General features: G+C 66.4%; 14 protein-coding genes and 2 pseudogenes. 10 read left to right on the top strand and 6 right to left on the bottom strand.

All coding sequences use genetic code 11. The features are described 5' to 3' along the window. Positions 1–3: 3 nt before the first annotated feature. From lgt to lepB, 4 genes and pseudogenes are all read right to left on the bottom strand, one after another. Positions 4–825: pseudogene (lgt, locus tag NI18_RS23230) on the bottom strand (prolipoprotein diacylglyceryl transferase); the annotation flags it as partial. Positions 826–1,086: 261 nt separating this feature from the next. Further along, on the bottom strand, positions 1,087–2,004 hold the full coding sequence (era, locus tag NI18_RS08805) for a GTPase Era (RefSeq protein ID WP_031395173.1): 918 nt from the start codon (positions 2,002–2,004) through the stop codon (positions 1,087–1,089). A gap of 243 nt (positions 2,005–2,247) precedes the next feature. Beyond that, entirely contained in the window at positions 2,248–2,910 is a 663-nt protein-coding gene (gene rnc, locus NI18_RS08800) for a ribonuclease III (RefSeq protein ID WP_031440039.1), read from the bottom strand. Then, positions 2,907–3,716, bottom strand: coding sequence for a signal peptidase I (gene lepB, locus NI18_RS08795; protein WP_037529497.1), 810 nt, complete (start codon positions 3,714–3,716; stop codon positions 2,907–2,909). The genes rnc and lepB overlap by 4 nt, the downstream gene beginning before the upstream one ends. A gap of 166 nt (positions 3,717–3,882) precedes the next feature. Here lepB and pgi point away from each other — a divergent pair, with 166 nt between their 5' ends. From pgi to gorA, 3 genes are all read left to right on the top strand, one after another. Continuing rightward, positions 3,883–5,373 (top strand): glucose-6-phosphate isomerase, encoded by a 1,491-nt coding sequence (pgi, locus tag NI18_RS08790; protein WP_037529495.1) that lies wholly within the window; start codon positions 3,883–3,885, stop codon positions 5,371–5,373. Between the two features lie 168 nt (positions 5,374–5,541). After that, positions 5,542–5,919, top strand: coding sequence for a DUF4174 domain-containing protein (locus tag NI18_RS08785; protein ID WP_031440037.1), 378 nt, complete (start codon positions 5,542–5,544; stop codon positions 5,917–5,919). 99 nt (positions 5,920–6,018) lie between these two features. Further along, entirely contained in the window at positions 6,019–7,374 is a 1,356-nt protein-coding gene (gene gorA, locus NI18_RS08780) for a glutathione-disulfide reductase (RefSeq protein ID WP_031440036.1), read from the top strand. Positions 7,375–7,377: 3 nt separating this feature from the next. Here the strand turns inward: gorA and NI18_RS08775 are convergent, their stop codons facing one another. Then, a complete protein-coding gene (locus tag NI18_RS08775; protein ID WP_031440035.1) occupies positions 7,378–8,160 on the bottom strand; it encodes a crotonase/enoyl-CoA hydratase family protein in 783 nt (260 codons plus the stop codon). Between the two features lie 98 nt (positions 8,161–8,258). On the opposite strand from NI18_RS08775, the gene NI18_RS08770 reads away from it, so the two are divergent. Continuing rightward, a complete protein-coding gene (locus tag NI18_RS08770) occupies positions 8,259–8,681 on the top strand; it encodes a PaaI family thioesterase (protein ID WP_031440034.1) in 423 nt (140 codons plus the stop codon). Beyond that, complete coding sequence (locus tag NI18_RS08765; RefSeq protein WP_031440033.1) at positions 8,675–9,076, top strand: PaaI family thioesterase; 402 nt, start codon at positions 8,675–8,677, stop codon at positions 9,074–9,076. The genes NI18_RS08770 and NI18_RS08765 overlap by 7 nt, the downstream gene beginning before the upstream one ends. A 37-nt stretch (positions 9,077–9,113) precedes the next feature. Here the strand turns inward: NI18_RS08765 and NI18_RS08760 are convergent, their stop codons facing one another. Continuing rightward, a complete protein-coding gene (locus NI18_RS08760; RefSeq protein ID WP_037529539.1) occupies positions 9,114–10,238 on the bottom strand; it encodes a PQQ-dependent sugar dehydrogenase in 1,125 nt (374 codons plus the stop codon). A gap of 179 nt (positions 10,239–10,417) precedes the next feature. On the opposite strand from NI18_RS08760, the gene rimP reads away from it, so the two are divergent. The 5 genes and pseudogenes from rimP to NI18_RS08735 form a co-directional block, all read left to right on the top strand. Further along, positions 10,418–11,011, top strand: a complete 594-nt coding sequence (rimP, locus tag NI18_RS08755; protein ID WP_037529486.1) for a ribosome maturation protein RimP — start codon at positions 10,418–10,420, stop codon at positions 11,009–11,011. Next, a pseudogene (nusA, locus tag NI18_RS08750) lies at positions 11,011–12,740 on the top strand (transcription termination factor NusA). Before rimP ends, nusA begins: the two are co-directional and overlap by 1 nt. Further along, positions 12,740–12,979: a 4-oxalocrotonate tautomerase family protein gene (locus tag NI18_RS08745; protein ID WP_031392998.1), complete on the top strand. Its 240-nt coding sequence runs from the start codon at positions 12,740–12,742 to the stop codon at positions 12,977–12,979. Before nusA ends, NI18_RS08745 begins: the two are co-directional and overlap by 1 nt. A 124-nt stretch (positions 12,980–13,103) precedes the next feature. Further along, positions 13,104–13,862: a DUF448 domain-containing protein gene (locus NI18_RS08740; RefSeq protein ID WP_037529482.1), complete on the top strand. Its 759-nt coding sequence runs from the start codon at positions 13,104–13,106 to the stop codon at positions 13,860–13,862. Between the two features lie 32 nt (positions 13,863–13,894). Then, positions 13,895–14,064: translation initiation factor IF-2 associated domain-containing protein (locus tag NI18_RS08735; protein WP_198526977.1), on the top strand; the 170-nt coding region annotated here is incomplete at its 3' end.

Raw genomic sequence — 14,064 nt, 5'->3', positions numbered from 1 at the left:
CGCGACGCGCGCGCGCTTGAGCGACCGGACGTAAAACCAGATGCCCGCGCCGATCATCGGCACGCTCAGCGTCTGCCCCATCGTCAGCCCCCACCACAGATGGTCGAGCCCGGCATCGGGCTGGCGGACGAATTCGAGCAGGAACCGCGCGGTACCGTACAGGATCAACCCCACCCCGAGCAGGTGTCCGGGGCGAAGCCGCGCGTCGGTGCGCCAGAACAGATAGACCAGCACGATCATGCTGAGTCCGCCCTCCAGCGCGGCTTCGTAGAGCTGGCTCGGGTGGCGGGGTATGCCGTCCTGCGTGCCGGGAAAGATCACCGCCCAGGGAAGCGAGCTTGGCCGACCCCACAACTCCCCGTTCACGAAATTGGCGATCCGCACCAGCACGAGGCCGAACGGGGTCGCACACGCCACGTAATCGCACACCCGGAGCAGCGACAGCCGGTGGCGCCGCGTGAACAGGACCAGGCTGACGATCACCCCCAGGAACCCGCCATGCAGCGACATGCCGCCCTGCCAGAGCTTCAGCACGTCGAGCGGTGCGCGCCAGATCTCGGGGCGGTAGAATATGCAATAGCCGAGGCGACCGCCGATGATGATGCCAAGCGCCAGGTAGAAGACGAGATCGTCGACATGCCCCGCCGCCATCGGCGCACCGGACCGGCGGAGCATCCTCCGCAGATACCACCAGCCCAGCGCGATCATCGCGATATAGCTGAGCGCGTACCATCGGAGCTGGAACAGGCCGAAATCCAGCGCCACCGGGGACAGATGCAACTGGTCGTAGCGGATCGCGGACGTCGCATCGATCAGGGTTAGCATCGCGTGGTCCTCGTCCGGGTCAGCCGGTGAGGTTTACGGTAGCATCAATAGATTTCAGGAGGTCGCGGGTTTGGTACAATGGGCGTGGGCGTGACGCATTGCCGAGCCGAACTCTGTCATCCGCCCGAACGCTACCACCCCGGCGGAGGCCGGGGCCCAGTTGGGAAGGCCTGAGTAACGGAGCGCTCTCCGTGGTGACCACCGCCCCCCAACTGGGCCCCGGCCTCCGCCGGGGTGGAGTGTGGCGGTTGTGGTCGCGGGTCAGTCGACCCAGTCTAGCCCGATATCGCGGTACACTTCGCGGTCTTCATCCCAGCCCGGCTTCACCTTCACGTGCAAATACAGATGCACCGGCTTGCCCGTGATCGAGGCGAGTTCGATGCGCGAGCGGGCGCCGATTTCCTTGATCCGCACACCGCCCTTGCCGAGCACGATCGCGCGCTGCGTCGGGCGTTCGACAAGGATCTGCTGGTGGATCTCCAACGACCCGTCCTGGCGCTCGATATACTGCTCGGTCTCGATCGTGCTCGCATAGGGCAGTTCAGCGTGCAACTGGAGATAGAGCTGCTCGCGAGTCACCTCGGAAGCGAGCGCGCGTTCGGTCGAGTCGGACACCTGGTCTTCGGGATAATGCCACGGACCTTCGGGCATCGCCTTGGCGAGCTGGGTCTTGAAGTGCGCAAGGCCGTCGCCGGTGCCTGCACTGATGAAGAACGTCTCGGCGAAGGGAAGCAGCGCGTTCAGCTTTTCCGCGTGGATCAGCAGCTTGGTCTTGTCGGCGAGATCGACCTTGTTGAGGATCAGCCAGATCGGCTCAGGTCGGCCGACCAGCGACTCGACGATCGTCGTGACCTTGCCGCCGATCCCGCCCTTGGCGTCGACCACCAGCGCGATGATGTCCGAGCCTTCCGCGCCGCCCCAGGCGGCGGCGACCATCGCGCGGTCGAACCGGCGCTTGGGCTCGAAGATACCGGGCGTGTCGACGAGCAGGATCTGCGTGTCGCCTTCGATCGCGACGCCCATCAGCTTGGCGCGCGTGGTCTGCGCCTTGGGGCTGACGATCGCGACCTTCTGGCCGACGAGCGCGTTGACGAGCGTCGACTTGCCCGCGTTCGGGGCGCCGACGATGGCGACTAGGCCGCAATGCTTCGGGTCGGGCTTGGTATTCGTTTCAGTCACATATGCTCTTTTCGAACTGGTGTTGCGGGCACCTGTACAGGGAAAACGGCTATCCGTCATCGCGTCGCGACAAGGCAGTTTGGTTCACGCGGAGGCGCGGAGGCGCAGAGATGGTGTGGATGGGGCTCGCGCCGTCTGCGATCATGCGCCGTCGATCAACTCGGAGTCGTTCGGGGCAGGACCGGAGTTCCAATCGCTGCCCCCCTCCGCGTCCTCCGCGCCTCCGCTCGAACAAAAGCCTTCTTAGCCCAGCTTCTCCAGCAACGCCTTTGCCGCCGCGGTTTCGGCCTCCTGCTTGCTCGAACCGGTCGCCGTCGCCTCGGCGAGTTTGCCGATCGAGACCAGCATCGTGAATTTGGGCGCGTGGCCGGGGCCGGTACGCTCGACGATCGTATATTCTGGCGGCTTGCGGTTATGCGCGGCTGCCCATTCCTGAAGCGCGGACTTGGGGTGCTGCGGCGCCTTGGCACCGGCCTGGACGCGGTCACCCCATGCGCCGCGGACGAACGCACGCGCGGCGTCGAGCCCGGCCTCCTGGTACCAGGCGCCGATCAGTGCCTCCATCACGTCGCCCAGCACATTGTCGCTGTCGCTGGCGCCATCGTCGCGCGCCTGCTTGCCGAGCTTCAGATGCGCGCGCACCCCCAGTTCGCGCGCGACCTCGGCACAGACCGGGCCCGTGACGAGCGCGTTCAGCCGTTTCGACAGCGACCCCTCGGGATCGGTCGCGAACAGCTCGTACAACCATTCGGCGACGATCAGCCCCAGGACGCGGTCGCCGAGAAATTCCAGCCGCTCGTAGTTCGCCTTCGCCTGGCTGCCATGCGTCAATGCGCGCTCATAGGGTGCCAGATCGCGCGGCCGGCGACCGAACACGCCCGCCAGCCAGTCGCCGAGATCGCTCAAAAGCCTTCCCCGATCCGCTCCCAGCGCGCGGCGCTGACCCAGGTCCAGGGTTTAAGCCATTCGGCATTGCCGTCGGTCGAGAAGAAGCTGACGACCGCCTTGCCCTCGACATTCTCGAGCGGGACATAGCCCATCCCGCTTGGTGCGGGGAACCGGCTGTCCCCGCTGTCGTCGCGGTTGTCGCCCATCACGAAGATATGGCCGGCGGGTACCGTATAGACGCCCGTGTCGTCGCGATCGGGCAGCTGCGCCTGGTCGAGCACGGTATAGCTGCGGCCGCCGGGCAGCGTCTCGCGGTAGCGCGGATAGCGGCAAATCTGGACGCCGTCGGCGACATCGACGAACGGCGCGCCGCATTTCTCCGCATCGAAATTGGCGGTCAGCGGGATCGTGAAGTCGGCGATCCGCGCCTTGGGGATCGCGGTGCCGTTCAGGTACAGCGTCCCCTGCCGCATCTGGACGGTCTCGCCGGGCAGGCCGATCACGCGCTTGATGACGTCATGGTCGAGCACTTCGGGCGCGCGGAAGACGACGACATCGCCGCGCGTCGGCGTGCTGGCGAAAATCCGTCCGGGGATCAACGGCACGCCACCCGGCAGCGACCAGCGCGAATAGCCGTAGCTCCACTTCGACACGAACAGATAATCACCGATCAGCAGCCGGGGCAGCATCGATTCGGATGGAATGCTGAACGGCGCGAAGATGAAGCTGCGCAGGATCAATACGACCACCGCCAGCTTCAGCAGGAAGCGGAACGTCTCTGCAGTTTCGGATCGGGCCGGTTTGGTCTTCGCGTCTTTCGCCATGGCCGCGGGTTTGCTCAACCGGCGCGCGCGTCAAGCATATGCAGCATCCGCCATGTCCGGATACGATCCGGACACCCCCGGAGACCCAATCGCCTCCCGGGACGTTATGGTGTTCTTGCTCGCGTCGCCGTATCGGTGCGCACGAATTCCAAATCGGAGACTTTGCATGACCGCCGACTGGTCCAAACTCGAAGCCCTGCCCGCCGCCAAACTCACCGACCTGTTCGCCGCCGACTCTGAGCGGTTGTCCAAGCTGAGCCTCGACGTCGCAGGCATCCACTTCGACTGGTCGAAGACGCACCTGACCACGGACATGGTCAGCGCGTTCGAGGAGATGGCCAAGGCGCAGGACCTGTCGGGCAAGCGCCAGGCGATGTTCGCGGGCGAGATCGTCAACGTCACCGAAGGCCGCGCGGTCGAGCACACCGCCGAGCGCGGTGAGGGCAAGCCCGAGAGCGTCGCGATCGCACAGGCCAGCCATTCACGGATGCGCACGCTGATCGACGCGATCGAGGCGGATGCGCTCGGTCCCGTGCGGCATATCCTGCATGTCGGCATCGGCGGGTCCGCGCTGGGGCCGCAATTGCTGGTCGACTCGCTCGGGCGCGACGACAAGCGTTATGATGTCGGGATCGTTGCCAATGTCGACGGCGTCGCGCTGGAGGACGTGTTCGAGCGCTTCGATCCGGCCGCGACGTTGCTGGTGGTCGCGTCGAAGACCTTCACCACGACCGAAACGCTGATGAACGCCGAAGCGGTGCTTCAGTGGATGAACGAGCATAATGTCGAGGATCCTTACGGCCGCGTGATCGCGCTGACCGCCGCGCCCGAAAAGGCGATGGAATGGGGCGTCGACGAGACGCGGATCCTGCCGTTCGCCGAGAGCGTCGGCGGGCGCTACTCGCTCTGGTCGACGATCGGTTTCCCGGCCGCGATCGCGCTCGGCTGGGACCGGTTCGAGGAGCTGCTCGAGGGGGCGGCCGAGATGGATCGCCACTTCCGCCTCGCCGCGCTGCACGAGAATGCGCCGGCGCTCGCGGCGTTTGCCGACCTCTATTACACGCAGATCCGCCATGCCGAGACGCGCGCGACCTTTGCCTATGACGAGCGGTTGCGGCTCCTGCCGAGCTATCTCCAGCAGCTGGAGATGGAGTCGAACGGCAAGTCGGTGACCGCGGACGGCCAGCCGCTCGGGCGGCCGTCGGCGGCGATCACCTGGGGCGGGGTCGGCACCGAGGCGCAGCATGCGGTGTTCCAGCTGCTCCACCAGGGCACGCACTTGGTGCCGGTCGAGTTCGTCGCGTCGATCGAGGCCGGCGACACGCTGCCCGAGGAGCATCACAAGGCGCTGTTGCTCAACGCCTTTGCGCAGGGTGCGGCGTTGATGGCGGGCAAGCAGGTCGAGGATCCGGCGCGCAGCTATTTGGGCGACCGGCCGTCGTCGACGTTGCTGCTCGACGATCTCGACGCGCGCACGCTCGGCGCGCTGATCGCGTTCTACGAGCACCGCGTGTTCGTGAACGGCGTGCTGCTGGGGATCAACTCGTTCGACCAGTTCGGGGTCGAGCTGGGCAAGGAAATGGCGAAGGCGGCGGAGAAGGGCGGGCAGACGTTCGATCCTTCGACCGACGACCTGATCAAGCGCGCGTTCGGGTAAGCCGGGCCTCGCGCCCTCCGCTTCTCTTACACCTGCACTTCCCCGGCGGAGGCCGGGGCCCAGTTGGGAAGGCCGTGTTTTAGCCACCGCGGTTCACCCAACTGGGCCCCGGCCTTCGCCGGGGTGGTAGAACAGGGAGCGCGAGCGAACCTCCCGCGTTACATCTTCATGCCCATCCTCCTCGCCGTAGCGCTCGCCGCCTCTCCCACCCTTGCGCAAATACGATGGGATCGCCGCGTGTTGATCGTCGCGGCCCCCTCCTCGCAGGACCCGGAACTCGCCGAGCAGCGCCGCATCCTCGACAATTGGACTGCCAAACGCGACGAGCGCGACCTCACCGTCGTCGAAATCGTCGGCGATCAGGTCCGCGGTGCCGGGGACAGCGCCCCCGCGCTGCGCCGCAAATTTCGCCTCCCCGCCACCTTCACCGCGATCCTCATCGGCAAGGATGGCGGCGAGAAACTGCGCAGCGCACACCCCTTCGCCGCCGCCGTGCTCGAGCGGACGATCGACGCGATGCCGATGCGCAGGGCGGGTCGGCGATAGAGCCAGCCGATCACCCTGATCGCCGCACCGGTCTTGTCCGCGCATCCCCCCTGCCCCAGATGGCATCCAAAGCCGCAGCGCGACGTACAAGGATAGCCCGTGACCGATACCCAATTCGACTATGACCTCTTCGTCATCGGCGCCGGCTCGGGCGGCACGCGTGCATCGCGCGTTGCCGCCGCGCATGGCGCGCGCGTCGCGGTCGCCGAGGAATATCGCGTCGGCGGCACCTGCGTCATCCGCGGCTGCGTGCCGAAGAAGCTGCTGATCTACGGTGCGCATTTCGCCGAGGATCTGAAGGACGCCAAGCGCTTCGGCTGGCAGGTGCCCGACGATTGCGCGTTCAGCTGGCCCACGCTGCGCGACAACGTGATGGAGGAGGTCGACCGGATCAACGGCGCCTACACCCAGACGCTCGAGAACAACCATGTCGACATCATCCACCAGCGCGCGGTCGTCTCTGGCCCCAACGAAGTCACGCTCGCCGACGGCAGCAAGAAGACCGCGGCGAAGATCCTGATCGCGGTCGGCGCGCACCCGCTGGTGCCGGACTGCCCCGGTGCCGAGCACGGCATCACCTCGAACGAGGTGTTCCATCTCGACGATGTGCCGAAGCGCGTGCTGATCGCGGGTGCGGGCTATATCGCCAACGAATTCGCCGGCATCTTCCATCAGTTCGGCGCGCACGTCACGCTGATCAACCGCACCGACGTGATCCTGCGCGGCTATGACGAATCGATCCGCGACCGGCTGCTCCAGATCTCGATGAGCAAGGGCATCGACTTTCGCTTCAACGCGGCGTTCCAGGGAATCGACAAGGGCGAGGACGGTTGCCTGACCGTGCATACCAGCGGGCACGAGCCGATCGTCGTCGATCTCGTCCTGTTCGCGACAGGCCGCGTGCCGAACACCAAGGGCCTCGGGCTCGAGACGGCCGGCGTCGAACTCGACGCGGCCGGCGCGGTCGTCGTCGACGAGGACAACCGGTCGAGCTGCGACAGCATCTTCGCGGTCGGCGACGTCACCAACCGCATCCAGCTGACCCCGGTCGCGATCCGCGAGGGGCAGGCGTTCGCCGACACGTTCTTCGGCAACAAGCCGACCCGCGTCGATTACGCCAACGTCCCCGCCGCGGTGTTCAGCCACCCGCCGATGGCCGGCGTCGGCATGACCGAATCGCAGGCCAAGCAGGCACTGGGGTCGGTGAAGGTCTACACTTCGGACTTCCGGCCGATGAAGAACGTACTGGCGGGGCGCAACGAGCGCTCGCTCTACAAGATGATCTGCGACGGCGAGACCGACCGCGTCGTCGGCATCCACATGATCGGCCCCGACTGCCCCGAGATCCTCCAGTCCGCCGCGGTGGCGGTGAAGGCGGGGCTCAGCAAGGCCGATTTCGACGCGACCGTCGCGCTGCATCCGACGATGGCGGAAGAGCTCGTCCTGATGAAATAGCGCCTAGTCGACGAACACCGCCGCGCGCTTTTCGAGATTGGCGCGGACCTGTTCGACCTGGTTGGGCTTGCGCATGACCCGTCCCTGCGCGTCGCTTTCGGCGCGCAGGATCGCCGCGGCGTCGGCATCCGCGGCTATGCCATAGAGTGCCTTCGAGCCCCGGATCGCCTGCGGATTCTTCGCGGCGATCTCGCGGGCCATCGTCATCGCGGCGGCGCGGGGATCCTCGTCCAGCCGCGTGACGAAGCCGTGGTGCAGCGCCTCCGCCCCGTCGAACTCCCGCGCGGTATAGGTCAGCTCACGCAGCACGTCGTCGCGCGCCAGCGTCCGCCAGAGCGCTATCCCCGCCATGTCGGGTACCAGCCCCCAATGCGTCTCGCGGATCGCGAACCGCGCGTGCGGGTGGGCGATGCGGATGTCGGCGCCCGACATGATCTGGAACCCGCCACCGAACGCGACGCCGTGGACCGCGGCGATCACCGGCATCGGCAACGTCCGCCAGCCCCAGGCGACCTGCTGCACCAGATTCGCATCGCCATACGTCCGATCGTCGAGTGACAGCCCCGACCCGCCGCCCGCCATCGACGCCATGTCGAGCCCCGCGCAGAACGCACGACCCTCGCCCGACAGCACGACGACGCGCACCTCGGCCATCCCCGCCAGCCGGTCGATCGCTGCGGCGATCCCCTCGAACATCGCCGGGTCGATCGCGTTCATCTTGTCCGCGCGGTTGAGGCGGACATCGGCGATCCCGTCCGCGACGGCGATGGTGACCCGGTCGTTCATGGCGATCCTCTCTCCTGATCTCGTTGCGCCCGATGCTAGCCCCGCCCCGCATGTGCGGCAATGTTGCGTGGCGGTCGCTGGCGTGTAGAGGTCGGGGTATGGATGGCTTCGACGCAGAGCGGTTTACACGACACGGGTTCGGCGGGCACGGCGCCGCGCTCGGGATGCGCTATCATGCGCATGGCGCGGACTGGGCGGAGCTTGCGCTGCCCTATGACGAAAAGCTGATCGGCGATCCGGCCAGCGGCGTGATCGCGTCGGGGCCGATCATCACGATGATGGACATGGCCGCCAGCATCGCGATCTGGATCCGCCGCGCGGCGTTCGTGCCGCATGCGACGCTCGACCTGCGCGTCGATTATCTGCGCCCGGCGACGCCCGGCAAGACGGTGATCGGACGCGGCGAATGCTACCGGATCACCCGGTCGATCGCGTTCGTCCGCGGCCAGGCGCATGACGGCGATCCCGCCGATCCGCTTGCCCATGTCGCGGGCACGTTCATGGTGCTCGGATCATGGTGAGCACGCTGCCACCCTATGCCGCAACGCTGGGCGTCGAGATCGAACGCGACGCGGAGGGTCGGCCGGTGCTGCTGATGCCGTTCGGCGACGACGTGATCGGCCGCCCGGGATTCCTCCACGGCGGCGCGATCTCGGGGTTGCTCGAGGTCGCGGCGATCGCCGCGCTCTACCATGCGATCGAGACCGAGGGGCCCGAGGACGCCAGCGTGCGGATCAAGCCCGTAACCGTCACCGTCGATTTCATGCGGGGCGGCCGCGACAAGCCGACGCGCGCGGCGGGCGTAGTCACCCGGCTCGGCACGCGCGTCGCCAATGTCGAGGCGACCGCCTGGCAGGACGACCGCGACAAGCCGATCGCGGCCGCGAGGATGAATTACCTGATCGTCCGCGACTGACCCCGCCCCCCGCCCGCAGGCGGGAGGCAGCAGGGTTTTACCGCGCCGTCAGCTTGATCAGCCGTCCCTGCGATTCGCCACCGTCCTCCAGCACCCAGATCGCGCCGTCGGGACCCTGTTCCACCTCGCGGATACGCGCCCCCATGTCCCACTGGTCGCCCTTGGCGGCATTGGTGCCGTTCAGGTCGACGCGGACGAGTGATTTCGACGACAGCCCGCCGATGAACGCATCGCCCTTCCACTGCGGGAACATGCTGCCAGAATAGATCATCAGCCCGCCGGGTGAGATCACCGGGTTCCACGAGACCTTGGGCGCCGCATAGCCGTCGCCGGGCTTGTGGTCGGGAATGTCGCGCCCGTCATAATGGCTGCCGTTCGACGCGTTGGGCCAGCCGTAATTCTGGCCGGGCGTGATCAGATTGACCTCGTCGCCGCCCTTCGGCCCCATCTCCTGCTCCCAGAGATTGCCCTGCGCGTCGAATGCGATGCCGAGCAGGTTGCGGTGGCCGTAGCTCCAGATCTCGGGTGCAAAGCCCTTGCCCGCGAGCGGATTGCCGGGCGCGGGCTTGCCGTCGAGCGTCAGGCGCAACACCTTGCCGAGCGTGACCTTGGGATCCTGCGCCGGGGTAAATTTCTGGCGGTCGCCATTGGTGAAGAACAGATCTTTGCCGTCTGGCGAAAACGCGATGCGGCCCGAATAATGGCCATTGCCCTCGACGAACGGCCGCGCACTGAAGATCACCTCGATCTCGCCGAGCCGCTCGCCCCCACCACCGTTAGGCCGCAACCGACCTCGCGCGAGGACTACCCCCTTGCCGCCCGCACCCGCCGAGGAATAGCTGAAATACACGCGCTTGCTCGTCGCGAAGTCGGGCGCGAGGACGACGTCCATCAACCCGCCCTGCCCTGCCGAATCGACCGTGATCGTCGCGACCGTCTGACGCTGCTTCCCATCGGCCGAAACGAGGAGCATTTCACCGGCCTTCTCCGTCACCAGCATCCGCCCGTCGGGCAGCACCGTCATCGCCCAGGGTGACTCGAAATCGGCGACGACCGTTTCGCCGAACGGCTTTTCCCCCGGCGCGGGCTGTGCGGAACAGGCAGCGGCGGCGAGCAAAGTGGCGGATATCAGGCCGGTGGCGGCCAATGTGCGACGGATCATGATCTTCTCCCGGAAATCCCTGCGCCAACGCGGCGTGACGAACGAAGGTTGCTCCCGCTTGCGAAGCGTTGCCATCGCGGGTATGGAGATCCTACTTTCTCTACATCGCCAGATGAAGAGGCTGCGGGGTTCGCTCCGCGGCGCTGATCACCTGTGCTTTGGCCCTGTTTGGAATTGCGATGGCGAATATCGCCCTGTTGACCGAATTGATCGAACCCGAAGCCAAGGCGCTCGGCCTCAGCCTCGTGCGCGTGCGCATGCAGGGCGGCAAGTCCGATCCGACGCTGCAGGTGATGGCCGAGCGGCCCGACACCCGCCAGCTCGTGATCGAGGATTGCGCCGAGCTGTCGCGCCGCATCTCGGACAAGTTCGATGCGCTCGAAGCCGAAGGCAAGGACCCGGTCGGCGAGGACGCCTATCGTCTCGAGGTGTCGAGCCCCGGTATCGACCGCCCGCTGACCCGGCTCCAGGACTTTGCCGATTGGGAAGGCCAGGAGGCGCGCATCCGCCTCGTCGAGCCGTTCGAGGATCGCAAGCAGATCTCGGGCAACCTGATGGGCGTCGAGGGCACCAAGATCACCGTCGACGTGAACAAGCACAAGATCATGACGATCGACTTCGCCCAGGTGGCCGACGCCAAGCTCGTCATGACCGACCGACTCATCGCCGCGACCGCGCCGCTTTCGACCGAAGGCGCGGACGAGGTTTTCTATCAAGATACGTCCGATGAGCCTGATGCTCGCGGCGTCGAGACCGAAGAAGGACAGCATTGATGGCCACGGCAGTCACCGCAAACCGCGCGGAACTGATCGCGATCGCGAATTCGGTCGCGTCGGAGAAAATGATCGACAAGGCGATCGTGATCGAGGCGATGGAGGACGCGATCCAGCGCGCCGCCCGCTCGCGCTACGGCGCCGAGAACGACATCCGCGCCAAGCTCGACCCGAACACCGGCGATCTGCGCTTGTGGCGCGTCGTCGAAGTGGTCGAGGCGGTCGACGACTATTTCAAGCAGGTCGACGTCAAGGGCGCGCAGAAGCTCCAGAAGGACGCGGCGCTCGGCGACTTCATCGTCGACCCGCTGCCCCCGATCGAGTTCGGCCGTATCGCCGCGCAGGCCGCCAAGCAGGTCATCTTCCAAAAGGTCCGCGACGCCGAGCGCGAGCGCCAGTTCGAAGAATATAAGGACCGCGCGGGCGAGATCATCACCGGCGTCGTCAAGCGCGTCGAGTTCGGCCATGTCGTCGTCGACCTGGGCCGCGCGGAAGGCGTCATCCGCCGCGACGCGCAGATCCCGCGCGAAGTCGTGCGCGTCAACGACCGCATCCGCTCGCTGATCCTGAACGTCCGCCGCGAGAACCGCGGGCCGCAGATCTTCCTCAGCCGAGCGCACCCCGACTTCATGAAGAAGCTGTTCGCGCAGGAAGTCCCCGAAATCTACGACGGCATCATCGAGATCAAGCTGCGGCCCGCGATCCCGGGTCGCGCGCCAAGATCGGCGTCATCAGCCATGATTCGTCGATCGATCCGGTCGGCGCCTGCGTCGGCATGAAGGGTTCGCGAGTTCAGGCCGTCGTGCAGGAAATGCAGGGCGAGAAGATCGACATCATCCCCTGGTCGCCCGACATCGCGACCTTCGTCGTCAACGCACTGCAGCCGGCTTCGGTCAGCCGCGTCGTGATCGACGAGGAGGAAGAGCGCATCGAGGTCGTCGTTCCCGATGACCAGCTTTCGCTGGCGATCGGCCGTCGTGGCCAGAACGTCCGCCTCGCGTCGCAGCTGACTGGCAAGGCGATCGACATCCTCACCGAGGCCGATGCCTCCGAGAAGCGCCAGAAGGACTTTGTCGAGCGTTCGGCAATGTTCGAGAAGGAGCTCGACGTCGACGAGACGCTCGCGCAGCTGCTGGTCGCCGAAGGGTTCACCAGCCTCGAGGAGGTCGCCTATGTCGAGGTAGAGGAGATCGCCGGCATCGAGGGCTTCGACGAGGATCTGGCGGGCGAGTTGCAGAACCGCGCGACCGAGGCGCTCGAGCGTCGCGACGCGGCCAGCCGCGAAGAGCGTACCGCGCTCGGCGTAGAGGACGCGCTGATCGACATGCCGTATCTGAACGAGGCGATGCTCGTCACGCTCGGCAAGGCGGGCATCAAGACGCTCGACGATCTTGCGGATCTTGCGACCGACGAGCTGGTCGAGAAGAAGCGCGCCGAACCGCGCCGTCGCAACGACGATGCGCCCAAGCGTCCCGAGCCCAAGGGCGGCATCCTCGCCGAATATGGTCTCAGCGACGAACAGGGCAACGAGATCATCATGGCCGCGCGCGCGCACTGGTTCGAGGACGAAGCCCCCGAGGCGGACACGGAAGAGGCTCCGGTGGAAGCGGCTTCGGCCGAGGACACTGCGGTCGAGGACACCGCGGCAGATGACGGCGCGGCGGATGCCGTCGTAGCGGATGACGCTACGGACACGACCGACGCGAAGAGCGAGGACGACAAGGCCTGATGCCGTTTGTCAGCATCCGCATTTCGGGGTCCGCCACCAAGGACCAGAAGGCCGGCATCGTCGCCGACGTCACCCAGTCGCTCGTCGAGCGGCTGGGAAAGAACCCGGCTGCGGTGCAGATCGTGATCGAAGAGGTGTCGACCGAGAATTACGGCGCGGGCGGCCAGCTGCTGGTCGACCGCGACGCCCCGAAGACGACTCCGGCGCAGGAGGACGCACATGCGGAACCCTCCCGATGAGGCGCTAGGCGCTACCGACGACCTTCCTTCCTCCCCTCCCGCAAGCGGGAGAGGACCGAAGGGTGGGCGCCCGTCCTCGGCTAAGAACAAGGGTGCAAGTGGGCGCGAGCCCAACCCATCCCGCATGCGCGAGGGGGATGAAGACGCCCCCATTCGCAAGTGCATCCTATCGGGCGAGCGCGATGTTCGGCCACATCTCGTACGACTCGCGCTGGCCCCCGATGGCCAGATTCATCCCGACGTGCGCGCCAAGGCTCCTGGCCGTGGCGCGTGGATCGGGGTGACGCGAATCGAACTCGAAGCGGCGATCAAGAAGGGCAAGCTCAAGGGCGCGCTCGCTCGGGCGTTCAAGACTGGCGAATTTACCATCGCACCCGAGCTTCCCGCGGTGATCGAAGCCGCGCTTGAGCGCAACGCACTCGACCGGCTCGGGCTCGAATCGCGCTCGGGCACCGTGCTGATCGGTTCGGACCGGATCGAGCAGAATGCGCGCCAGGGCAAGCTGAAGGCGCTGTATCATGCGTCCGACGCGGCCGAGGACGGCAACCGCAAGCTCGACCAGGCGTGGCGCATCGGCAACGATGTCGAAGGCTCGGGCCTGCGGGGGTTGGCACTGCCTGCGTCACGTACCATATTGGCATTGGCGCTGGGGCGGGAGAATGTGGTACACATTGGCCTGACTGACCGCGCTGCAGCAAAGCGGGTGAGCGAAGCGCTCGACCGTTGGCTGCATTTTATCGGCCCCGAACCTTCTCCCGTGTCTTGCGAAACGGCCTCGCAGGGCGCATCGGCGTCTCAACAAAACGGGACGTCACCCATAACAGGGGCGTCCGGATCGACCGGACACAGCCCGGCCGTGGACATGACTGAGGAATTTGAGTGAGCGACACGGACAACGAGAAGCCGAAACTTGGCATGCGCGCACCTTTGGGTGTGAAGCGCACGGTCGAGACCGGCCAGGTGAAGCAGAGCTTCAGCCACGGCCGATCGAATACGGTGATCGTGGAAACCAAGCGTGCGCGCGTCCTGCGCCGTCCGGGCGAGCCCGACGGTCCGATCGCCGATGCGCCGGTTGCCGCGCCCGC

This window comes from Sphingomonas sp. Ant20 (assembly GCF_000783375.1).
GTDB classification, from domain to species: domain Bacteria; phylum Pseudomonadota; class Alphaproteobacteria; order Sphingomonadales; family Sphingomonadaceae; genus Sphingomonas; species Sphingomonas aerolata.
Note: the sequence above shows the minus strand (reverse complement) of the source record. Positions and strands in the feature narration are given on the sequence as shown.

Bases quoted from the DNA above. Each gene is read 5' to 3' on its own strand.
- NI18_RS08775 (WP_031440035.1), bottom strand. From the start codon at position 8,160: ATGAACGACCGGGTCACCATCGCCGTCGCGGACGGGATCGCCGATGTC.
- NI18_RS08740 (WP_037529482.1), top strand. From the start codon at position 13,104: ATGCGCGAGGGGGATGAAGACGCCCCCATTCGCAAGTGCATCCTATCG.
- rimP (WP_037529486.1), top strand. From the start codon at position 10,418: ATGGCGAATATCGCCCTGTTGACCGAATTGATCGAACCCGAAGCCAAG.
- NI18_RS08765 (WP_031440033.1), top strand. From the start codon at position 8,675: ATGGTGAGCACGCTGCCACCCTATGCCGCAACGCTGGGCGTCGAGATC.
- NI18_RS08760 (WP_037529539.1), bottom strand. From the start codon at position 10,238: ATGATCCGTCGCACATTGGCCGCCACCGGCCTGATATCCGCCACTTTG.
- pgi (WP_037529495.1), top strand. From the start codon at position 3,883: ATGACCGCCGACTGGTCCAAACTCGAAGCCCTGCCCGCCGCCAAACTC.
- NI18_RS08770 (WP_031440034.1), top strand. From the start codon at position 8,259: ATGGATGGCTTCGACGCAGAGCGGTTTACACGACACGGGTTCGGCGGG.
- NI18_RS08785 (WP_031440037.1), top strand. From the start codon at position 5,542: ATGCCCATCCTCCTCGCCGTAGCGCTCGCCGCCTCTCCCACCCTTGCG.
- lepB (WP_037529497.1), bottom strand. From the start codon at position 3,716: ATGGCGAAAGACGCGAAGACCAAACCGGCCCGATCCGAAACTGCAGAG.
- NI18_RS08745 (WP_031392998.1), top strand. From the start codon at position 12,740: ATGCCGTTTGTCAGCATCCGCATTTCGGGGTCCGCCACCAAGGACCAG.